This window comes from Mammaliicoccus sp. Dog046 (assembly GCF_034039665.1).
In the GTDB taxonomy this organism is placed as follows: Bacteria; Bacillota; Bacilli; order Staphylococcales; family Staphylococcaceae; genus Mammaliicoccus.
Window position 1 is genome coordinate 1,099,862 of the sequence record NZ_CP120131.1, and the last position, 23,619, is coordinate 1,123,480.

General features: G+C 32.6%; 22 protein-coding genes, 1 riboswitch and 2 other annotated features. All 22 genes read left to right on the top strand.

Annotated features, from left to right (window positions below):
- Window positions 1-33 precede the first annotated feature (33 nt).
- A riboswitch (Lysine riboswitch) is annotated at window positions 34-206 on the top strand.
- An 84-nt stretch (window positions 207-290) separates the two neighbouring features.
- The 22 genes from P3U32_RS05550 to P3U32_RS05655 all read left to right on the top strand — a co-directional run bounded on the left by P3U32_RS05550 (window position 291) and on the right by P3U32_RS05655 (window position 23,416).
- Window positions 291-1,784: an amino acid permease gene (locus P3U32_RS05550; RefSeq protein ID WP_323704845.1), complete on the top strand. Its 1,494-nt coding sequence runs from the start codon at window positions 291-293 to the stop codon at window positions 1,782-1,784.
- A gap of 52 nt (window positions 1,785-1,836) precedes the next feature.
- Window positions 1,837-1,963 (top strand) — a sequence feature (ribosomal protein L20 leader region).
- A 23-nt stretch (window positions 1,964-1,986) separates the two neighbouring features.
- On the top strand, window positions 1,987-2,517 hold the full coding sequence (gene infC / locus P3U32_RS05555; protein WP_323704618.1) for a translation initiation factor IF-3: 531 nt from the start codon (window positions 1,987-1,989) through the stop codon (window positions 2,515-2,517).
- Between the two features lie 26 nt (window positions 2,518-2,543).
- Window positions 2,544-2,744, top strand: coding sequence for a 50S ribosomal protein L35 (gene rpmI, locus P3U32_RS05560; RefSeq protein WP_323704619.1), 201 nt, complete (start codon window positions 2,544-2,546; stop codon window positions 2,742-2,744).
- 42 nt (window positions 2,745-2,786) lie between these two features.
- Window positions 2,787-3,146 carry a 50S ribosomal protein L20 gene (rplT, locus tag P3U32_RS05565; protein ID WP_025904294.1) on the top strand — a complete coding sequence of 120 codons (360 nt, stop codon included), beginning with the start codon at window positions 2,787-2,789 and terminating at the stop codon, window positions 3,144-3,146.
- Window positions 3,147-3,281: 135 nt separating this feature from the next.
- The gene (locus P3U32_RS05570) at window positions 3,282-3,905 is read left to right on the top strand and encodes an NUDIX domain-containing protein (RefSeq protein ID WP_323704621.1); all 624 of its coding nucleotides are present in this window, start codon (window positions 3,282-3,284) and stop codon (window positions 3,903-3,905) included.
- A 2-nt stretch (window positions 3,906-3,907) separates the two neighbouring features.
- Window positions 3,908-4,837 (top strand): hypothetical protein, encoded by a 930-nt coding sequence (locus P3U32_RS05575; RefSeq protein ID WP_323704622.1) that lies wholly within the window; start codon window positions 3,908-3,910, stop codon window positions 4,835-4,837.
- 92 nt (window positions 4,838-4,929) lie between these two features.
- Window positions 4,930-6,210: a trigger factor gene (gene tig / locus P3U32_RS05580; RefSeq protein WP_323704623.1), complete on the top strand. Its 1,281-nt coding sequence runs from the start codon at window positions 4,930-4,932 to the stop codon at window positions 6,208-6,210.
- Between the two features lie 142 nt (window positions 6,211-6,352).
- On the top strand, window positions 6,353-7,615 hold the full coding sequence (gene clpX / locus P3U32_RS05585; protein WP_323704624.1) for an ATP-dependent Clp protease ATP-binding subunit ClpX: 1,263 nt from the start codon (window positions 6,353-6,355) through the stop codon (window positions 7,613-7,615).
- 116 nt (window positions 7,616-7,731) lie between these two features.
- Window positions 7,732-8,319, top strand: coding sequence for a ribosome biogenesis GTP-binding protein YihA/YsxC (gene yihA, locus P3U32_RS05590; RefSeq protein ID WP_323704625.1), 588 nt, complete (start codon window positions 7,732-7,734; stop codon window positions 8,317-8,319).
- 74 nt (window positions 8,320-8,393) lie between these two features.
- Window positions 8,394-9,731: a glutamyl-tRNA reductase gene (gene hemA, locus P3U32_RS05595; protein WP_323704626.1), complete on the top strand. Its 1,338-nt coding sequence runs from the start codon at window positions 8,394-8,396 to the stop codon at window positions 9,729-9,731.
- A 20-nt stretch (window positions 9,732-9,751) separates the two neighbouring features.
- Window positions 9,752-10,585 (top strand): cytochrome C assembly family protein, encoded by an 834-nt coding sequence (locus P3U32_RS05600; RefSeq protein ID WP_323704627.1) that lies wholly within the window; start codon window positions 9,752-9,754, stop codon window positions 10,583-10,585.
- 17 nt (window positions 10,586-10,602) lie between these two features.
- Window positions 10,603-11,529 (top strand): hydroxymethylbilane synthase, encoded by a 927-nt coding sequence (hemC, locus tag P3U32_RS05605; protein WP_323704628.1) that lies wholly within the window; start codon window positions 10,603-10,605, stop codon window positions 11,527-11,529.
- A gap of 12 nt (window positions 11,530-11,541) precedes the next feature.
- Window positions 11,542-12,219, top strand: coding sequence for a uroporphyrinogen-III synthase (locus P3U32_RS05610; protein ID WP_323704629.1), 678 nt, complete (start codon window positions 11,542-11,544; stop codon window positions 12,217-12,219).
- Between the two features lie 2 nt (window positions 12,220-12,221).
- Window positions 12,222-13,205 carry a porphobilinogen synthase gene (gene hemB, locus P3U32_RS05615; protein WP_323704630.1) on the top strand — a complete coding sequence of 328 codons (984 nt, stop codon included), beginning with the start codon at window positions 12,222-12,224 and terminating at the stop codon, window positions 13,203-13,205.
- A 1-nt stretch (window position 13,206) separates the two neighbouring features.
- Window positions 13,207-14,496, top strand: a complete 1,290-nt coding sequence (hemL, locus tag P3U32_RS05620) for a glutamate-1-semialdehyde 2,1-aminomutase (protein ID WP_323704631.1) — start codon at window positions 13,207-13,209, stop codon at window positions 14,494-14,496.
- A 51-nt stretch (window positions 14,497-14,547) separates the two neighbouring features.
- Window positions 14,548-15,618, top strand: coding sequence for an AbrB family transcriptional regulator (locus tag P3U32_RS05625; RefSeq protein WP_323704632.1), 1,071 nt, complete (start codon window positions 14,548-14,550; stop codon window positions 15,616-15,618).
- 48 nt (window positions 15,619-15,666) lie between these two features.
- Window positions 15,667-15,878, top strand: a binding site (T-box leader).
- Between the two features lie 40 nt (window positions 15,879-15,918).
- The gene (locus P3U32_RS05630) at window positions 15,919-18,549 is read left to right on the top strand and encodes a valine--tRNA ligase (RefSeq protein WP_323704633.1); all 2,631 of its coding nucleotides are present in this window, start codon (window positions 15,919-15,921) and stop codon (window positions 18,547-18,549) included.
- A gap of 8 nt (window positions 18,550-18,557) precedes the next feature.
- Complete coding sequence (locus tag P3U32_RS05635; protein WP_323704634.1) at window positions 18,558-19,820, top strand: bifunctional folylpolyglutamate synthase/dihydrofolate synthase; 1,263 nt, start codon at window positions 18,558-18,560, stop codon at window positions 19,818-19,820.
- A 265-nt stretch (window positions 19,821-20,085) separates the two neighbouring features.
- Window positions 20,086-21,483, top strand: a complete 1,398-nt coding sequence (locus P3U32_RS05640; RefSeq protein WP_323704635.1) for a YfcC family protein — start codon at window positions 20,086-20,088, stop codon at window positions 21,481-21,483.
- Between the two features lie 176 nt (window positions 21,484-21,659).
- Complete coding sequence (locus tag P3U32_RS05645) at window positions 21,660-22,385, top strand: prepilin peptidase (protein WP_323704636.1); 726 nt, start codon at window positions 21,660-21,662, stop codon at window positions 22,383-22,385.
- Entirely contained in the window at window positions 22,375-23,070 is a 696-nt protein-coding gene (gene radC, locus P3U32_RS05650) for a RadC family protein (RefSeq protein WP_323704637.1), read from the top strand. The genes P3U32_RS05645 and radC overlap by 11 nt, the downstream gene beginning before the upstream one ends.
- A 67-nt stretch (window positions 23,071-23,137) precedes the next feature.
- Window positions 23,138-23,416, top strand: a complete 279-nt coding sequence (locus P3U32_RS05655; RefSeq protein WP_323704638.1) for a hypothetical protein — start codon at window positions 23,138-23,140, stop codon at window positions 23,414-23,416.
- Window positions 23,417-23,619: the final 203 nt, after the last annotated feature.

Below are 23,619 nucleotides of genomic sequence, written 5' to 3' on the forward strand. Positions count from 1 at the left end.
TTTAATAGTGAAATTTAATTAAATATTCCTCAGTAATGAGTTAGAGGTTGCAATATTCATCAGTAATCATTCAGAAGCGTTATGGCGCGTATGTTGAAATGAAGAAAGGGGATGTTGCCGAAACGAATAGTAACCATAGTATTATTCGTTGGGTCAGCATTTAATAAGTGTTGAACTGTCACACTAAGTGATGTGCTACCATATGGAATGATCATATATCGGTCGCATATCTCAAATAGATATGCGGCTTTTTTAGTGGCTCGATTGTGGAATGGAGAAAGGAAAAAAACATGTCTCAAGAAAATTCAACGAACAATGTACAAAGAAAATTGAAAGACAGACATATCTCGATGATAGCTATTGGTGGTTGTATCGGAACAGGTTTGTTTATGACTTCAGGCGGAGCGATTAGAGATGCTGGGCCAGGGGGAGCCTTGTTAGCATATGCTATTGTTGGCTTGATGGTATTCTTCCTTATGACTTCATTAGGAGAAATGGCGACGTATCTTCCTGTATCTGGTTCGTTTAGTACGTACGCAACACGTTTTGTTGATCCTTCATTAGGATTTGCATTAGGTTGGAATTACTGGTTTAACTGGGTAATCACAGTTGCAGCGGACATTACGATTGCATCACAAGTGGTTAGTTATTGGCAACCATTAGAAATTCTACCATCGTGGTTATGGAGCGTTATATTCATGCTGATAATATTCGGTCTGAATGCACTTTCTGTTCGCGTATACGGGGAAAGCGAATATTGGTTTGCTTTTATTAAAGTAGCAACGGTAATTATATTTATTGGTATTGGATTATTGACGATATTCGGTATACTCGGTGGTCAATACTTAGGATTTGAAAACTTTGTAGCAGGGGATGCGCCGTTCTTAGGACATTCTAATGTTAATACATTCTTATTAGTATTAGGTGTGTTCTTAGTTGCCGGATTCTCGTTCCAAGGTACAGAATTAATCGGAATAACAGCAGGTGAATCTGAAAATCCAGAAAGAGCTGTTCCGAAAGCAATTAAACAAGTATTCTGGAGAATATTATTGTTTTACATTTTAGCAATATTTGTTATTGGAATGATTATTCCTTATACTAATCCGAATTTAATGGGTGGAGATGAAGTTGCAAAATCCCCATTCACACTTGTATTTGAAAATGCTGGACTTGTCTTCGCAGCTTCATTTATGAATGCAGTTATTTTAACTTCTGTATTATCAGCAGGTAATTCAGGAATGTATGCTTCAATAAGAATGTTATTCTCAATGAGTAAAGATAAATTGGCGTCACCAGTATTTTCTAAAACAAACAAATCTGGTGTACCATATATGGCATTATTTGCAACTGCGTTAGTTGTTGTGTTAATCTTTGCAATTGAACATTTAAGTGGTGGTGCATATGAATATATCATCGCTGCGTCAGGTATGACTGGATTCATCGCATGGTTAGGTATCGCGATTAGTCATTATAGATTTAGAAGAGCGTTCGATCTTCAAAATTATGATAAATCGAAACTGAAATATAAAGCTAAGTGGTTCCCATTCGGTCCGTTATTTGCTTTTGCATTATGTGCAATTGTTATAGTTGGCCAAGATGTTGATTTTATTCAAACAGGTGATTTCGATCCTCGCAGATTCTTTATCACTTATATGGGTATACCAGTGTTCTTAGTATTTTATATCTTCCATAAAGTAAAATATAAAACGAAAATGATTCCACTTAAACAAGTTGACTTAAGTCAAGACGTTGATATGGAACAATTCGAAAAGAATATTAAATAAACATTGACATGACGGTTTATACTTGGTATGATAGTTTTTGTTGAATACGAAACGGACCAAGTAGAAGCATACCCGCTTCTCACCTGTAGTGACGCGAAATGCAGTTAGCAGGTAAAAATAAACCTTTAATGTTTATGGATAAGAGCGGGTGCATTGTGCATTCGTTCTTTTTTTCTTGGACGACTTCGTAAAATTCTAGGAGGTGTCAACCATAGCTAAAGATCAAACTCAAGTTAACGACAAAATTCGTGCAAAAGAACTACGCCTTATTGGCCAAGATGGTGAACAAATAGGTGTTAAATCTAAATTTGAAGCCCTTGAAATGGCTGAAAGAGTAGATTTAGACGTTGTAATCGTAGCACCTAATGCTAAACCACCTGTTGCAAGAATCATGGATTACGGTAAATACAAATTCGAACAGCAGAAAAAAGAAAAAGAAATGCGTAAGAAGCAAAAAATCGTTAATGTTAAAGAAATTCGATTAAGTCCAACAATTGAAGAACATGACTTTGAAACTAAATTAAAGCATGCTCAAAAATTCTTATCTAAAGAAGATAAAGTTAAAGTATCTATCAGATTTAGAGGGCGTGCCATTACGCATAAAGAAATTGGTCAACGTGTGTTAGAACGCTTTGCAGAATCTTGTAAAGACATAGCAACTGTTGAACAAAGACCTAAAATGGAAGGGCGTTCAATGTTCTTAATGTTAGCGCCAATTTCAAACGACAAATAAACCGAAATAATAGGAGGAAAAATTCAATGCCTAAAATGAAAACTCATCGTGGAGCAGCTAAACGTGTTAAAAGAACTGGTTCAGGACAATTAAAACGTTCTAGAGCGTTCACTTCACATTTATTCGCAAACAAATCTACAAAAGCAAAACGTAAATTACGTAAAGCATCATTAGTATCTAAATCAGATTCTAAACGCGTAAAACAAATGTTAACGTACGTAAAATAATAATTATATGGGACTGAAGGTCCAATTTAAGGAGGAATTATCATGCCACGTGTTAAAGGTGGAACAGTGACGAGAGCTCGTCGTAAAAAAGTCTTAAAATTATCTAAAGGTTACTTTGGATCAAAACATACATTATATAAAGTTGCTAAGCAACAAGTAATGAAATCAGGTAACTACGCTTACCGTGACCGTCGTCAGAAGAAACGTGAATTCCGTAAATTATGGATTGCACGTATCAATGCGGCAGCACGTCAAAACGATATCAGCTATAGCCGTTTAATGAATGGTCTTAAAGTAGCAGGTATTGAAATCAACCGTAAAATGCTTTCTGAAATTGCTATCTCAGACGAGAAAGCTTTCGCAGAATTAGCGACTAAAGCAAAAGACGCTTTAGCTAAATAAGTATTTTAAAAATGACTTGAACAATGAATTGTTCAAGTCATTTTTTTATATAAATTAACAATTGAGATTTCAACTCCTTTACGCCATTTAAACGCTTTGATAAACTAGTATAGTAAAACAAATAAGGAGAGAACTATGTCTAAATTTGATGAAATGATTACAGTAGTACCAAGAGCTAAAATTTTTAATAATGAAGCATATCAATTCAATGGATTTAAATCTATTGAAGATGAAGAAATGAAATATGTTTATGAAACAATTAATCAATATGAAATCAAACGTCGTGGTGACATGGAAGAAGATCCTTCATATAAACAATTGATTTCATATTGTATTTTAGAAAATGAAGATAATGACGTACTTGTATATGAACGATTAACCGGTGGTGGAGAAGGTAGATTGCATGGCCTGAGTTCGATCGGCGTTGGTGGTCATATGAATGACGTGCCTGATGCATCAGATGTTGATGCAATTATACGAGAAAATGCAGCTAGAGAGTTACAAGAAGAAGTAGGTTTGAATAAAGAAGACGTTGCTCAATTAGACTTAATCGGATTTATTAATGACGATCAGAATGAAGTTGGCAAAGTTCATATTGGTGTTGTGTTTAAATTAAAAGTTAAAAAATCAAGTGTTGAAGCGAAAGAAACAGATACACTTAGAATTAACTGGGTTAAGCAATCTGAATTAGCTTCAAATAACAATTATGAAACATGGAGTAGTCTTATTATTGATGGCATTTATAAAAGAGGTGAATAGCCTTGAGTGAAATTATTCCGTTTCCAAAATTGAAAAAACAACTTATCACGAATATTAACCATGCGATTCAAGCAGAGGACTTCGATGAAGCGTATCGATTGTTTGAACAATATGAGCAACACTTTGTGATGGACGAAGTGTTATCGCTGAAAAAGTGCGAAGTATTAAAATCATGTGGTCATTATTTGGAATTAAGAGAAGAAGCAAGTATATTGTTAAATCAAGGTCACGAATATTATGATCAAATAGTCATATACTTTGTAGAAAGTTTATTCCATCTTGAACAATATCAAACTGTAGTAGAAATTATAAATCAAATTAAAGACGAAAACATTGAACACAGTACAAGAATGGCTTTACTGCCGATACAAGATATGGCAAAAGCTAAACTTGACCAAAGACAAATGAAAGCATCTGAAATATTAGCGATATTTCAGAAGACAGCATTTGAAGAACAAATTCAATTGCTAATCGATTTAATTGAAAATCACTTAGGCATATTTAATTTAACTTTAGCTCAAATTATTGAAAATGAAACATTGCATACGAATGTTCAAAGTTTAATATTAGAGTACTTGAGACTAAGTGAATGGTCTGCAGATGTCACTTTTGAAAAGTTAGAAGAAACGATAACTGTATGTCCAACTGAACTTGAAGGTATAGAACGAACACATTTTAAAACAAAAATCATTCCTAAAGTTATAGACCAACTTGAAAATGACAGTCCGTCATCGATTGAATTAGCTACAAGTTTATTAAATCAACATGCGATTATGATGTATCCATTATCAATAGAATCCATGGATGATGAAAAAATTATTGCATGTTACTTGAAACTTTTGACGGAACGCCTTAATATAGACGCTAACTATAATAGTGTTGACCAAGAAGATTGGGATGTTTTTATTGAATTTATTCAGAAATTAACATGAATATAAACACTATAGTTGAAACATCAGAAAGCTATGTTATAATTAAAGAGTTGAAAATTTATAAATTAGGATAATCACGGAGGTTTTTATTCATGACAGCAACATGGGAAAAGAAAGAAGGTAACCAAGGTTTATTAACAGTAACGGTTCCTAAAGAAGAAGTAGATAAAGGTTTAGATAAAGCATTCAAGAAAGTCGTTAAACAAATTAATGTACCTGGTTTCCGTAAAGGGAAAATGCCAAGACCATTATTTGAACAAAGATTTGGCGTTGAATCTTTATACCAAGATGCATTAGATTTCATTTTACCTGAAGCATACGGTAATGCAGTTGAAGAAGCAGAAATCAATCCAGTTGATCGTCCTGAAATTGACGTTACTCAAATGGAACAAGGTAAAGAACTTATCTTTGAAGCTACTGTAACTGTAGAACCAGAAGTTGAATTAGGTGACTATAAAGGTTTAGTTATTGAAAAACAAGACCGCGAAGTTACTGAAGAAGAATTCGACAAAGCTTTAAACGATGCTGTAAGTCGTCAAGCTGAATTATCAGTTAAAGAAGGCGAAATCGCTGAAGGCGACGTAGTTAACATTAACTTTGATGGTTACGTTGATGGAGAAGCATTTGAAGGTGGAAAAGCTGAAGGATATGACCTTGAAATTGGTTCTGGATCATTCATTCCAGGATTCGAAGAACAACTTATTGGTCTTAAAGCTAATGATAGCAAAGATGTTGTTGTTACTTTCCCTGAAGAATACCATGCTGAAGAATTAGCTGGTAAAGAAGCTACATTCAAATGTGATGTAAATGAAGTTAAAGGTAAAGAAGTTCCAGAATTAGATGATGAGTTAGCTCAAGAGCTTGACGAATCAGTTAAAACTGTTGACGAATATAAAGCAAAATTACGTAAAGATTTAGAAGATGCTAAATTGAATCAAGCTGAAGCAACTGAAAAAGAAGAAGCGATCACAAAAGCTTCTGACAATGCTACAGTAGAAATTCCTGAAGCAATGGTTACTACTGAATTAGATCGTATGATGCAAGAATTTGAACAACGTATTTCTCAACAAGGTTTAAACCTTGAGTTATACTATCAATTCTCAGGTCAATCAGAAGAAGAACTTAAAGCGCAAATGAAAGAAGACGCTGAAAAACGTGTTAAAACTAACTTAACACTTAAAGCAATCGCTGATGCAGAGAACATTGAAATCTCTGACGCTGATGTTGATGCTGAATTAACTAAAATGAGCGAACAATTTGGTTTATCTGTTGAAGATATTAAATCAACATTAGGTAACAATGACATCTTAGTCAATGACCTTAAAATCCAAAAAGTAATCGACTTATTGGTTTCTGAATCAAAAGGCGAATAATATTTGTTTAGAACTTACTAAATTAAATACTAAGAATTTGGGCTGAGGCATTAATGTCCCAGCCTGAATTCTTTTTATAAACCGTTTAATTTGAAATAATAAAACAGATTTAGTATAGTCTAAAAAGAATAGGGGTGTAAAAATGTTTAAATTTAACGATGGTGAAGAAAACTTAAAATGTTCTTTCTGTGGAAAAGAACAAGATCAAGTTAAAAAACTTGTTGCTGGGAGTGGCGTATATATCTGTAACGAATGTATTGAACTTTGTTCAGAAATCGTTGAGGAAGAATTGAAGTCACAAGAACCAGAACAATTTACTGAAGTTCCTACACCTAAAGAGATATTGGAACAATTAAATGATTATGTTATTGGTCAAGAAAATGCTAAAAAATCATTAGCAGTTGCTGTATATAATCATTATAAACGTGTACAACAACCGACAGATAGCGAAGATGGTGTGGATTTACAAAAGAGTAACATCGCATTAATCGGACCTACAGGTAGCGGTAAAACATTATTAGCACAAACATTAGCTAAATCATTAAACGTACCATTTGCTATTGCAGATGCGACAAGTTTAACTGAAGCTGGTTATGTTGGTGAAGATGTTGAAAATATATTATTAAGATTAATTCAAGCTGCAGATTTTGATGTTGAAAGTGCAGAAAAAGGCATCATTTATGTAGATGAAATTGATAAAATCGCTCGTAAATCTGAAAACACTTCAATTACACGTGATGTTTCAGGTGAAGGTGTACAACAAGCACTTCTTAAAATATTAGAAGGTACTACTGCAAGTGTTCCACCACAAGGCGGTAGAAAGCATCCAAACCAAGAATTCATTCAAATTGATACAACTAATATTCTATTTATATTAGGTGGTGCATTTGACGGAATTGATGAAGTAATCAAACGTAGATTAGGTGAAAAAGTAATCGGATTTAGTAGTGCGAGTGAAGATTTCAATGATGAAGCATCATTATTGTCTCAAATTAGACCTGAAGATTTACAATCTTATGGATTAATACCAGAATTTATCGGTAGAATTCCAATTGTAGCTAATTTAGAAACTTTAGATGTTGAAGCATTGAAAAATATCTTAACACAACCTAAAAACGCCCTTGTAAAACAATACACTAAAATGCTTGAACTTGATGATGTTGAATTAGAATTTGACGAGCAAGCTTTAAATGCAATTAGTGAAATGGCAATTGAGCGTAAAACAGGTGCACGTGGACTTCGTTCTATTATTGAAGAAGCACTCATTGATATTATGTTTGATATTCCTTCAAGCGATGAAATAAGTAAAGTCGTTATCACTGAAGCTACAATAAGAGATAACAAACAACCGAACTTATATGATAGTGAAGGTAATTTAATAAATGATGAGAAAACATCAGCATAATCACTAATGAATGATAGAGGCTGGGACATAATTGTCTCAGCCTCTATCATTTAGTTATGTTTAAAATCATTAGCAAGTAAGCTATAATAGAAGAAACGAATGTGTAGGAGATTAATATGAAAATAAATCCAAATAATGTAGACATAATAATAAGCGCAGTAGACCCTAAACAATATCCTGAAACAGGATTGCCTGAAATAGCATTAAGTGGTCGTTCAAATGTAGGAAAATCTACATTTATAAATACCTTAATTTCAAGGAAGAAAGTGGCGAGAACGTCATCTAAACCAGGGAAGACACAAACATTAAATTTCTTTAATATCGACGAACAACTTGTATTCGTAGATGTACCTGGTTATGGTTACGCGAAAGTCAGTAAGAAACAAAGAGAACAATTTGGTAAGATGATAGAACAATATTTAACGACGAGACAATCGTTGCAATGTGTTGTTCAACTTGTAGATATTCGTCATAAACCAACACAAGATGATGTTTTAATGTATAACTATTTGAAACATTTTGGAATCCCTACGATTATCATTGCTACAAAAGAAGACAAGATTCCAAAAGGGAAAGTACAAAAACATTTAAAAATCATCAGACAAACATTAGAAGTCGATCCAGATGATCAATTAGTAAGTTATTCATCATTAAATAAAGATAAGACGGATCAAATTTGGTCATTATTGTCACAATTTATTTAAGCAAATAACTCACATTCCTAGATTAGAAATGTTATAATTTGAGCATTGGATATAAATTAATGGGGGCGTTAGAAGTGCATGTAGTTGTAGTAAGTGTAAACTATAAGACTGCAGACGTTGCGATGCGTGAGAAGTTAGCATTTAATGATCAAGAAATAGAAAACGCGCTTGTAACTCTTAGTAATAAGAAATCAATATTAGAATGTGTCATTTTATCAACTTGTAATAGAACTGAAGTATATGCTGTTGTAGATCAAATACATACAGGTAGATACTACATTCAGTCATTTTTAGCAGATTGGTTTGGTCAATCGTTAGACACTATTAAAACCTATACGAATGTTCTAACTGAGAATGAAGCAGTAGATCATTTATTTAGAGTAACATCTGGATTAGATTCTATGGTTCTAGGTGAAACACAAATATTAGGCCAAATGAAAGATGCATTCCAAGTTGCACAAACTGAAGTAACAACAGGAACAATGTTTAATAGATTATTTAAACAAGCCATAACTTTAGCAAAACGTGCACATCATGAAACAGATATTGCTTCGAATGCTGTATCTGTATCTTATGCTGCAGTTGAATTATCAAAGAAAGTACTTGGTAAATTAGATAATAAAAAAGCATTGATCATCGGTGCAGGTGAAATGGCAGAATTAGCAGTTGCGAATTTAAATGGTAGTGGCGTTAATGATATTACCGTTTTAAATAGAACAGTTGCGAAGGCAGAAGCATTAGCAATGCAATACAAAGGTACTGCTAAAAGTATGAACGAATTACAGTGTTCATTAATGGAAGCAGATATTGTTATAAGTTCTACAAGTGCAGAACATTATGTTTTAACTAAAGATATGATGAAAGATGTAGAACGTTTTAGAAGAAACAAACCGCTTGTATTAATTGATATTGCCGTTCCACGAGATATTGATCCTGCAGTCAACGATTTAGAATTAATGTTTAATTATGATGTTGATGATTTAAATGGACTTGTCGATGCAAACTTAGCAGAACGTGAACAAGCAGCACGTGAAATTGAATTAATGATTGCGCAAGAAATAGACAAACATGCAGAATGGGTGAATATGCTTGGTGTTGTACCTGTTATTACAGCACTTAGAGAGAAAGCATCACACATACAACAAGATACAATGACTAGCGTAGAACGTAAACTCCCAGATATGACAGATAGAGAACGCAAAGTGATTTCTAAGCATATGAAGAGTATTGTTAACCAATTGCTTAAAGATCCAATCACACAAGCAAAAGAATTATCTACAGACAAAAAGTCTAAAGAAAAATTAGAACTATTCCAAGAAATATTTAATATCACAAATGAAGTAGAACGTATAAATGAAACAAAGAGAGAAACAAATAAAGTTCAATTGTCAGCAAGTCCAATTGAATCTTAATTAGAATAAATGGTGATGCTATGCATGAAGTAATTACAGTACGATTGCATGAAATGGTATTAATTATTTACATGATTTGTTTAGGTTGTTATTTCTACGACTTTATACAAAAGAATTATAAAGTTAGAAAGTTTGGTTATTATACACTAGGGATTGTTTGGATATTTCAAACAATCTTTTTGTGCATGTATATCATTACAACGAAACAATTTCCTATATTAACTTTATTTGAAGGATTTTATTTCTATACATGGATGATTATTACTGTTTCATTAATTTTAAACTATTTTAAATCAACAGATTTAACAGTATTTATAATTAACTTGATTGGTTTTGTATTTTCTGTTATTCATACCTTTAGACCTGAACAATATGATACAGATAATACAGCAGCAAAATTGATGAACGAACTACTGTTCATACATATATCTTTAGCAATTTTAAGTTATGTCCTTTTTGCATTGAGTACATCATATGCAGTACTGTATTTAATTCAAAGAAAAAATTTAAAAGAAAAGAAATTTGACCAAAAATTTTTTAGAATGGATAGTATTGAACAGTTAGAACAAAACGTATTTAGATTTAGTTTAATTGGCTTTTTAGTATTGCTCATTAGTTTAATACTAGGTGTTCAATGGGGCTTAATTATAATAGGTAGCGAGATTTGGTATGACTGGAAAGTAATCGGTTCGTTATTTGTACTCGTTTTATACGGTATATATTTATTCTTACGTGTGAGGAAGACAATCAATTCTAAAACTTTGGTCATAGCAAATATTATGATATTTTTAGTATGTATGATTAATTATTTAATCGTTTCAAAGTATTCAGGTTTTCACCAATGGTTTAATTAACAATAATGGAGGAAATTATGCGTAAAATTATTGTAGGATCTAGAAAAAGTAAATTAGCGATGACACAAAGTCAGCAATTTATTGATAAATTAAAAGAGAAATATCCTGATTTAGATATTGAAATCAAAGAAATCGTCACTAAAGGTGATAAAATTGTTGATGTTCAATTATCAAAAGTTGGCGGAAAAGGATTGTTTGTTAAGGAGATACAACAAGCATTATTTAATGAAGAAATTGATTTTGCAATTCATTCATTAAAAGATGTCCCAAGTGAATTGCCAGAAGCATTAACACTTGGTTGTATACCAGAACGAGAAATTCCATTTGATGCATATATTGCAAAAGGTCATGTTAAATTATCAGAATTAAAACCTGGTAGTATTGTAGGGACAAGTTCTTTAAGACGTGGCGCACAAATATTAGCAAAATATCCTCATTTAGAGATTAAATGGATTAGAGGTAATATTGATACACGATTAAATAAATTAGAAACTGAAGATTATGATGCCATTATCCTTGCAGCAGCTGGATTAAGAAGAATGGGCTGGAGTGATGATATTGTCACTGAGTATTTAGATCAAGAAACGATGCTTCCAGCTATTGGTCAAGGTGCATTGGGTATTGAATGTAGAAGTGATGATACGGAGTTACTGAATATCTTAAAATCTGTACATGATGAAGAAGTATTATCATGTGTGACATGCGAACGTACATTTTTAAATGAAATGGACGGTAGCTGTAAAGTTCCGATTGCGGGATATGCAACAAAACAAGGAAATGAAATTTCATTTACAGGATTAATTATGTCGCCAGATGGTCAAGAGAGATACGAATCTACTAAAGTTGGTACGAACCCAATTGAAATAGGTAAACAAGTATCAGAGGAATTAAAATCACAAGGTGCATATGAAATTATTAAGAAATTAAATGAAGAAGCAGAATAAGGAGTAGTTAAAATGAAGCCGATTATAGTGGTGACAAGTACAAGAACTGTTCAACGTGAAGACGTAGAGATAAGACATTATCCATTTATAGATATTGTTCCGATTCCAATTGACCAGTCTAACTTACGCACACATTATGATTGGCTTATTTTTACGTCTGTAAATGCAATTCAAATATTTGAACCATTTTTAAAAGAAATAAATGTGGATCATATTGCGGTTATTGGTGCGAATACAAAGAAAATGGCCGAACAACTTAATATTTCAGTTGATAAAATGCCAGAAACCTATACACAAGAGGGTTTAATTGAATCTTTTAAAAAGCAAATGTCACAGCAAAATATACTCATCCCTTGTAGTAAATATGCGAGAGATAAGTTAACTGATCAATTGAGTAAATGGCAAAATCGTGTTCAACGATTGCATATATATGAACCACTTACTGTTGAAAAGCATATACATCAAGTTCATCAATTCATCGAGAACAAAGAAATAACGCACATTACATTTTCTAGTTCATCAGCAGTAAGAAGCTACTTTGATGTTTATGGACCAATCGATCCATCGATTGAAGTTTTAGCAATAGGTGAAATTACGCAAGCAACATTAAATACATATCATCAACCTTCAAAATTAGCTAACAAGCCAAGTTTAGAAGGTATGGTAAATACAATAGTGGAAGAGGTATAAAAATGAAATTTGATAGACATAGAAGATTAAGATCTTCAGAAGTAATGAGAAATATGGTGAAAGAAACGTACGTTCACAAATCAGATTTAATTTATCCAATCTTTGTGATTGAAGAAGATAATATAAAAAATGAAATATCATCTATGCCGGGTATATATCAATTAAGCTTGAATTTATTAGAACAAGAGCTTCAAGAAGCATATGATTTAGGTGTGAGAGGTGTTATGTTCTTTGGTATACCAAAAGAGAAAGACGCATGTGGTACAGGCGCATTTATTGATGATGGAATTATTCAACAAGCAACACGATTATCAAAATCAAAATTCCCTGATTTATTAGTTGTTGCAGATACATGCTTATGTGAATACACAGATCATGGTCATTGTGGTGTGATTGATGAGCATACGCATGATGTTGATAATGATCAATCATTAGAATTACTTGTTAAGACTGCAGTATCACAAGCTAATGCAGGTGCAGATATAATCGCGCCAAGTAATATGATGGATGGTTTTGTTGCTGAAATTAGAAATGGTCTTGACCTAGCAGGATTTAAAAACATTCCAATTATGAGTTACGGTATTAAATATGCATCTAGTTTCTATGGTCCATTTAGAGAAGCTGCAGATGGTGCGCCTTCATTTGGTGACCGCAAGACGTATCAAATGGATCCAAGTAATCGTTTGGAAGCATTTAGAGAATTAGAAAGTGATATTAAAGAAGGCTGTGACATGATGATTGTTAAACCTGCTTTAAGTTACTTAGATATTATTAGAGATGTTCGTAATAGAACAGATATGCCAGTCGTTGCATATAATGTAAGTGGCGAGTATAGCATGACGAAAGCTGCAGCACTAAATGGTTGGATAGATGAAGAGAAAATCGTAATGGAACAAATGACATCTATGAAACGTGCAGGCGCAGATATGATTATTACTTACTTCGCTAAAGATATTTGTAAATATTTAGATAAAGGAGCAAATTAATATGACTAGATATCAACAATCCATTGAAGCATACAAAGATGCAGTAGATTTAATGCCAGGCGGTGTAAACAGTCCAGTACGTGCATTTAAATCAGTAGATACACCACCTATATTTATGGATCATGGTAAAGGATCTAAGATATACGATATGGATGGTAATGAATATATTGATTATGTACTAAGTTGGGGGCCACTTATTTTAGGTCACACGCATGAAAAAGTTAAAGCTGCATTGCATGAAGCGGTAGATAAAGGAACTTCATTTGGTGCGTCAACAGAATTAGAGAACAAAATGGCGCAACTTGTAATCGATCGCGTGCCATCAATTGAAATGGTGAGAATGGTATCTTCAGGTACTGAAGCGACATTAGCTGCTTTAAGACTAGCAAGAGGATTTACTGGTAAAAATAAAATATTAAAATTTGAAGGTTGTTATCACGGACATAGTGATTCACTTCTAATTAAAGCTGGTTCTGGTGTTGCGACTTTAGGCTTACCAGATTCACCTGGTGTTCCTGAAGGTACAGCTAAGAACACTGTAACTGTACCTTATAACGATATTGAAGCGGTAAAAGTAGCTTTTGAACATTTTGGAGATGATATTGCAGGAGTCATCGTTGAACCAGTTGCTGGGAATATGGGTGTTGTACCACCCGTAGAAGGTTTCTTAGAAGGATTACGTGAAATTACACAATCATATGATTCATTATTAATATTTGATGAGGTTATGACAGGATTTAGAGTCGGTTACAATTGTGCGCAAGGTTATTTCGGTGTTACACCAGATTTAACATGTCTAGGTAAAGTAATCGGCGGTGGTCTTCCAGTAGGTGCCTTTGGTGGACGTAGAGATATTATGGAAGAAATCGCGCCAGTAGGTAATGTATATCAAGCAGGTACTTTATCTGGTAATCCATTAGCAATGACGAGTGGTTATGCAACATTAAATGAACTCACTGAAGACACTTATACTTACTTTAATGAATTAGGAGATATTCTTGAAGCAGGTTTGAAAGAAGTTTTCGCTAAACACAATGTGCCAATTACAGTGAATCGTGCGGGATCAATGATAGGCTATTTCTTAAATGAAGGTCCAGTAACAAACTTTGATCAAGCAAATGCATCTGATTTAGAAATGTTTAGTCAAATGTACAGAGAAATGGCTAAAGAAGGCGTATTCTTACCACCATCCCAATTTGAAGGGACATTCTTATCTACAGCACATACGAAAGAAGATATTGAAAAAACAATTCAAGCATTTGATTCAGCGCTTTCAAGAATTGCTAAATAGTGAACAGTACCTCAAATTTGTCGTGCTATTATGTTATTGAGGTGTTTATAAATGAATAGAAATAGAATAAATATTATAAGCGTCTGTTTACTTGCAATTATTTTAGGCTTAATTCTGCAAAGTATTCATATGATTTTACCGTGGTTATTTGGACCAATCTTTGCAAGTGTCATAATGATTAAATTGTTGAAAAGAAAAATTATTTGGCCAACTTGGTTAGGTAATGCAGGTTTAATCATATTAGGTATTCAAATGGGGTCGACTTTTACGCCTCATGTACTAAATGACATAAAGGAAGAATGGTTACAAATTGTTTTAATGTCAGTATTAATTATTGGCATTGCTTTACTTGTTTCGATTGTATTTAAAAAAATTGCAAATGTTACCTTTGAAACGGCATTGTTAAGTGCGATTCCTGGGGCATTAAGTCAAATGATTGTTATGGCCGAAGAAAACAAAAAAGCTGACATCTTAATTGTGACATTGACACAAACTTCTAGAATAATGTTTGTTGTCATTATTGTTCCAATCATTTCTTCAATCTTTGGAGATCATGATTCACAATCTAGTCATATTACGACAGCACCATCTGTATTTGATGTGTTAAATATACCAGGATTTTTAATATTAATTATTGGAATAACAGTGCTGTACTTATTATTTTATAAAATAAAATTCCCAGTTCCACAATTGTTAGCACCAATCTTTATTTTGTTGACTTGGAATTTATATACTGGACAAGTATTTACATTAGATTATCCATTGATTATCGTTGCGCAAATATTATTTGGCGTTAGAATAGGTGTTCAAATTTCAAATTTAATTAATGAACTCAATAAGAAAATTATTGTCGCCATTGCATTTCAAAATGTTGCATTAATCATGGGTGCCTTCATTCTCGTGTTTATTTTCAATTTGTTTATTGATTATAATATTAATGACTTATTTTTAAGCGCAGCACCTGGAGGTATGGCACAAATTATTGTTGTAGCATTAGAAACTGGTGGCGATGTCGCTATGATTTCAAGTTATCATATTTTTAGGATATTTTTCATATTATTAATTATCGCACCGTTAATTAAAATATTTTTAACAAACAAATCAAAAAAATATAGAAATTAACTTGTATCAATATTGACTTATCTATAAACTGCTTATATTATTAAAGTAATCAAATATTTGTAGAGGAAGAGTATGCTATTAATTAATTTTAGAGAGTGCATGTTGGTGTGAATGCATATTAATGGTAGTTGAAGGTAGCCTCATGTTGAACGTTAATTGAAATTAAGTAGATTAATGCGTGAGCGAGCGATAATCGTTAAAGTGCAATATAAGCAATTATATTGAATTTAGGTGGTACCACGGTTAAACCCGTCCTATTTTTATAGGACGGGTTTTTAATATTATCAAGGAGTGATTAACATGGAAATGGAACCTAAATATAACCCTAAAGCGGTTGAAGAAGGTCGATACAATCAATGGTTAGAAAAAGGATATTTTAAACCAAGTGAGAATAAAGAGAAAGAAACATATACGATTGTTATTCCACCACCAAATGTAACGGGTAAATTACATTTAGGTCATGCTTGGGATACAACGTTACAAGATATATTAACAAGAATGAAGCGTATGCAAGGTTATGATACTTTATACTTACCAGGTATGGATCACGCGGGAATTGCAACACAAGCTAAAGTAGAAGGTAAATTAAGAGAACAAGGACTAACTAGACAAGATTTAGGACGTGAAAAATTCCTTGAACAAGCATGGTCTTGGAAAGAAGAATATGCTGATTTCATTCGTGCACAATGGGCTAAATTAGGTTTAGGTCTAGACTATAGCCGTGAAAGATTCACTTTAGATGATGGTCTTTCAGCAGCAGTTAAAAAAGTATTCGTAGATATGTATAATAAAGGGCTCATTTATCGTGGGGAACGCATAATAAATTGGGATCCTCAAACAAAAACAGCTATTTCTGATATTGAAGTAATTCATGAAGATATTACTGGTCATTTTTATCATATTAAATATCCATTTAAAGATGAAGAAGGTTCAATTGAAATTGCAACTACAAGACCTGAAACAATGTTAGGTGATACGGCTATCGTTGTGAATCCAAATGATGATAGATATAAAGATATCATTGGTAAATCAGTTATATTACCAATTTTAGGTCGCGAATTACCGATTATAGGTGATGAGTATGTAGATATTGAATTTGGTAGTGGTGCAATGAAAGTTACGCCTGCACATGATCCTAATGACTTTGAAATCGGTGAACGACATAACTTAGAAAAAATTAACGTTATGAATGAAGATGGCACTATGAATGAACTTGCTGGTAAATATAATGGCTTAGATCGTTTTGAATGTCGTAAGCAATTAATTGAAGATTTAAAAGAAACTGGCGAATTAATTAAAATTGAAGAGCATGAACACTCTGTTGGTCACTCTGAAAGAAGTGGCGCTGTTGTTGAACCGTATTTATCTACACAATGGTTTGTTAAAATGGAACCTTTAGCGAAACGTGCACTTGATAATCAAGATACTGATGAAAGAATTAATTTTGTACCAGACCGTTTTGAAGGTACGTTTAATAGATGGATGGAAAACATTCGTGACTGGACAATATCTAGACAATTATGGTGGGGTCATCAAATTCCTGCTTGGTACCATAATGAAACTGGTGAAATTTATGTTGGCGAAGAAGCACCAGCAGATTCAGAAAACTGGACGCAAGATGCTGATGTATTAGACACTTGGTTTAGTTCTGCATTATGGCCGTTTTCAACATTAGGTTGGCCGGATGTAGATAACGAAGATTTCAAACGTTATTATCCAACAAATGCATTAGTAACTGGCTATGATATTATATTCTTCTGGGTAGCTAGAATGATATTCCAAGGTCTAGAATTTACTGATCAAAAACCATTTAACGATGTACTTTTACACGGTTTAGTAAGAGCTGAAGATGGTAGAAAAATGAGTAAATCATTAGGTAATGGTGTAGACCCAATGGACGTAATAGATGAGTACGGTGCAGATAGCTTGAGATACTTCTTAGCTACTGGATCATCACCAGGACACGATTTAAGATATTCGACTGAAAAAGTAGAATCTGTTTGGAACTTCATTAATAAAATTTGGAATGCATCTCGTTTCAGTATTATGAATATTGGAGAATCTTTCAAATATGAAGATATAGACTTATCAGGAGAAAAATCAGTTGCAGATGAGTGGATTTTAACAAGATTAAATGAAACAATCGCAAATGTAACAGAGCTAAGTGAAAAATATGAATTTGGTGAAGTAGGTAGAGTACTTTACAACTTTATCTGGGATGAATTCTGTGATTGGTATATTGAAATGAGTAAGATACCAATGAACGGTGAAGATGAAACTAAAAAACAAATGACACGTTCAGTACTTTCGTATACATTAGATCAAACAATGAGAATGTTACATCCATTTATGCCTTTCGTAACTGAACATATTTGGCAATCACTTCCACATGAAGGTGAAACAATCGTTCAAGCTTCATGGCCAGAAGTTAAACCTGAATTGTCTAATGAGAATAGTAAAGTATCAATGCAACTTCTAGTTGAAATCATTAAATCAGTAAGACAAGCAAGACGTGAAGTAAATACACCAATGTCTAAAGAAGTGCCTATTCATATTGAAGCTAAAGATGAAACAGTAAAAGCACAACTTATTGAAAACAAAGATTACTTAACTCGTTTCTGTAACCCAAGTGAGTTAATCATCGATACGACAATAGAAATTCCTGAAAAAGCTATGACTGACGTTGTATTTGGTGCGACAGTTGTGTTACCTCTTGAAGGTTTAATTGATATGGATAAAGAGATTGAAAGATTAGAACAAGAATTAGGTAAATGGCAAAAAGAATTAGATCGTGTAAATAAAAAATTGAGCAATGAGAAATTTGTTGCTAAAGCGCCTGAAAAAGTAATTAACGAAGAGAAAGAGAAGAAAGTTAATTATCAAGAAAAATATGATGGCGTATTAGCTCGAATTGAACAATTGAAAGGCTAGGAAAGCATATGAATTATTTAGATAGTTTACATTGGATACATGAACGCACTAAATTCGGGATTAAACCTGGCGTAAAACGTATGAAATGGATGCTAAAACAACTCGATCATCCTGAAGATAATATACATGGTATTCATGTTGTAGGGACGAATGGTAAAGGATCAACAGTTAGTTATATTAGAGATGCGTTAATTGCTAATAACTATGAAGTTGGTACATTTACATCACCTTATATTGTCACATTCAATGAGCGAATTAGTATTAACGGTGTTCCAATTACAAACGATGAATTAGTTGAACTCGTTCAAATTGTAAAGCCTATTTCAGAACGATTAGCAGAGGAAACGGATTTAGGACCAGCAACAGAATTTGAAATTATTACGCTAATTATGTTTGTATACTTTGGTACTGTTCATCCAGTTGATTTTGTTGTCGTTGAAGCTGGATTAGGTGCATTGAACGATTCTACTAATGTCTTTCAACCTATTATGACTGTGCTCACAAGTATTGGTTTAGATCATACAAATATATTAGGGGATACGTATTTAGATATCGCTCGAGAAAAAGCGGGTGTCATTAAACCTTCTGTACCTCTCATTTATGCAATAAAGCCAAAAGAAGCATTGAGTTTTGTCAGAGAGATTGTAGAAAGTCATCATAATAAAGGTTTAGAACTCGATAGAGATATCCATGTCATTTCTGATGATTCAGAATTTACGTATCGATATGAACAATATGAGCTCGAAAACATTCAATTAAAGATGATTGGTCAACATCAGCATGAAAATGCAGCGCTTGCCATAACAACTTTGATAGAAATGTATCAAAGAGGCATTATTCAACTTGATTTCAACAAAATGATAGATGCAATTGAACAAGTAACTTGGTCTGGAAGAATAGAACAAGTACAAGATCAACCTTTAATATTGGTAGATGGTGCACATAATAAAGAAAGTATAGATGCACTAGTTAGCACGTTAAAACAATATTATCCAGAGAAAAAGATAGACATACTCTTTGCTGCAATAGACGGTAAACCAATCGGTAAAATGATGAATCGATTAGAAGAAATTGCGTCTCGATTTTACGTTACAACGTTTAATTTTCCGAAAGCTTTACCAATTGAAGCAGTTTATGATCATTTAGAACATGACCATATAGAAAAAGTACAGAACTATGAAAAATTTATAAAAGAATATAACGGTGAATTACTTGTTATCACCGGAAGTTTATACTTTATAAGTGAAGCTAGAAAGCTTTTTGTTAAATAATATAAACCTATTATTGAGGCTGGGACATTATATAATGTCTCAGTCTCTTTTAGTATCTTGGCAGTAGATGACTGAGTTGAAAATGCGCTTGTATCAAGCTTTTTCAACTCTAGTCATCCTTGCCGGGGCGGGACTACGAAATCTTTTTCATTCAAATTAGATTTCTGTCCCGCTCCCTTTTTTATTGATATTTTATTTTTTGGAATAAATATTCTTTATATTCTGAAAAGTAGGGTATGAATGAAATATATAAGGGGGAGATAATATGAGGGAAAAAAAGAATCGTATACTAAAGTTTAAAAATCCTCATACATATGCAATCTTAATGTTTATTATTGCAATTAGTTATGTGTTGACTTATATTGTGCCTTCAGGAGAATTTAAACGTAAGACAGTAAATGATCGTGAGGAAGTCGTTTCGGGCACATATCATCTAGTACATAGTGAGCCATCTAGTATTTTAGATATTTTCAGAGCGATACCAGAAGGTTTAATTAGTGGTGCTGATATTATCTTTTATATTTTCTTAGTAGGTGGCGCATTCGGAATCATACATAAGACAGGTGCCATTACTAATGGTGTAAATGCCGCAATGAACAAATTAGGAAACAACGGCAAATTAATGATTCCATTTACGATGTTAATTTTTTCAGTGTTAGGATTTTCTATTGGTTTAGCTGAAGAAACAATCATATTTGTTCCTATCGGGATCGCAATTGCTCGAGCAGTTGGATATGATGCAATGACAGGAGCTGCAATGATCATAATGGGTGCTGCGGCAGGTTTCCTAGGGGGAATGCTCAATCCATTTACGGTAGGTGTAGCACAGAAGATTGCTGAAATTCCACTATTCTCTGGATGGGGATTTAGAACGATTATTTATATTTGTGTTTTAATCACAGGTATTGCGTATGTCATGTTTTATGCTAGAAAAGTAAAAAAGAATCCTAAGAAGAGTCTTGTATATGATTTAGAGGGTTCAGAAATAAATAATGATGTAACACAAACTCAGATAGGTAGATTTACAAAAAGACAAGCGTTGTGTTTAGTCTTATTAGTAAGTGCAATTTGTTTCAACGTTTTTGGCATATTTAAATTTGGTTGGTCATTTAATGAAATGAGTGCAAACTTCTTATTTGTTGGACTCATCGCAGGTTTTATAGGTGGGCTTGGATTTAATGGTACATTTGATGCATTAGTTGAGGGAATGAAATCTATTCTCTTTGGTGCACTCATTGTCGGATTTGCGAAAGCAATCGTTGTTATATTAGAAAATGGCAAAATTATCGATACAATTGTATTTTATTTAACTAATACGATTCAAGATTTACCAGCAAGTATGACTGTTGGTATGATGTTTGTCATTCAAATGGTGTTGAACTTCTTTATTCCTTCTGGATCTGGTCAAGCAATGACAACAATGCCATTAATGGTTCCAATTTCTGATATTTTAAGTATAAATCGACAAATGGCTGTTCTTGCCTTTCAGTATGGTGATGCAGTAAGTAATAGTATATTCCCAACTTCTGCTTCATTAATGGGTGGTTTGGCAGTAGCAGGTATATCATATACAACATGGGTTAAATTTATTTGGAAGTTATTATTAATCTGGGTTGTCATATGTATGGCTGGCATTTTTATTGCTTTATCTTTAGGATATTAATTTAATAAATTTTAAAAAACTTGAAAAAATCATTGCGAATGAATGATGAATTTCAAGTTTTTTTAATTCAAGGTAATAAATGTTAAATTTGAGATGTAATTGCTTAAATTTGGGCATTATAAGATTTTGTGTTCCTTTTGATATATTAATTTATATTACTAAAGGAGCTAATCGGGATGGTTACATATTTTATATTAGGTTCAGTATTCGCTAGCTTTATGTATCAGTTAACAAGTATGGATAAAATTAATTTAAAAGCAATTTTTAATCGCTCAAAATGTCAGAGTTGTCATAAGAGATTACATATTATTGATTTAATACCAATCATAAGTTTTATATGTTTAAAGGGGAAATGTCGGTTCTGTAAATGTATGATTCCAAGAGACTTATTTTATGTTGAGTTATGTTTGGCAGTGTTATTTGTCCTTCCTTTTTTATTACATATAAGCGTTAATCTTACTTTATATTATTATTTAATTTTCTTTCTTATTCCTTTATCTATCTATGATATTTTCAATTGGATCATACCCAATCATATGTTAATGATTATGATATTTACTATGGTGATTATTTTTGATGTTCAAAACCTTAATATTACATATAGTTGGTTGATGATTGTGGTCTTACATTTGATATATTTTTTATCCAAAGGCGGTATCGGCTATGGAGATATTAAATTATTTTCAATTTTAAGTGTTTTATTATCAGTAAATCAATTTTTGTTTACTTTTATGCTTTCATTTATGACTTCAGGAATATTTGTCCTATTTTATGTGTTAATTACTAAAAGACAAATAACGAAAGTCCCGCTTGTACCTTTTATAACGATTGCGATGTTGATCGTATTATTCTTTAATCAACAATTTGAACAATATTTTCTAGGAGGCCATTATGGGTATTAAAATTAAAGATTTACAACACGAAGATAAGCCAAGAGAGAGATTAAAATCTTACGGCGCAGATAAATTAACGAATAGAGAATTATTGGCTATTATTATTAATTCAGGAAGTAAAGCCTGTTCGAGTTTAGCTTGTGCAAATCAAGTGTTAAATTTAGTTGAAAATACGAGAGAATTAAGATATTTAACAATGTCAGAGTTATTAACAGTAAAAGGTATTGGTGAATCAAAGGCGATTACGATATTAGCCGTTATTGAGTTAGCTAAACGTATGCATAGTAATACGGTATTAGATAGAATAGAAATAAATGAACCTAAGGATGTTGCAAATTATTTAATGGAGAAGTTAAGGTATTTAAAACAAGAACACTTTGTAGCATTATTTTTAAACTCTAAGAATCAAATTATCCATGAACAATCCATATTTATCGGTTCATTAAATATGGCAGTTGTTCATCCAAGAGATTTACTTAGAGAAGCGGTAAAACATTCTGCGGCATCTATTGTCATTGCACATAATCATCCGAGTGGAGATCCGACGCCATCAATTGAAGATATAAAAACAACGAAACGAATGTTGTATTGCTGTGATTTAATGGGAATAGATTTACTTGATCATATCATTATAGGAGATGGGCAGTTTACAAGTTTATTTGAATGTGAAGATATGATGTCTGATGAGATATAAATAAATGAACTTAAACATTGATTCAATGGTATAATAAAATAAAAAAATTGAGTCAGGAGTTTTTGTTTTGCAAATTATTACTTTTATTTTAGTTATCATGCCGCTTCTTTATTTAATTTCAATTGTTCAAAGTAAAAAGAACAGAAAGATATTAAAGAAAGATTTCGGGATATTGATGGGCTTAAGTGTGTTAGGTGTGTTTATTGCATCAATATTAATTACAGTCGTGAGTAAGGGTGAATCATTGACGTTTGTATATATCATCGGTGCATTAGGTGCAAGTATTATTTGGGGGATATTAGTTTGTATTACAGTATTATTTTTGAAGAAACTATTAAACAAATAAATTTATTTGCGATATTTCAAAAGTTTTATTGACACTTTAATATTATAAAGTTATGATTAGAATAAATTTACAAGAAAAGGAGGTAGTGACTATGAGACAAGTCAGAAGAAATATACAACAACTAACAACTTCAAAAATAATCACTACCCTTAAATTTAATTAAAAATATCTAGGGAGTAGTGTATCTACTTCATCTAGAATGT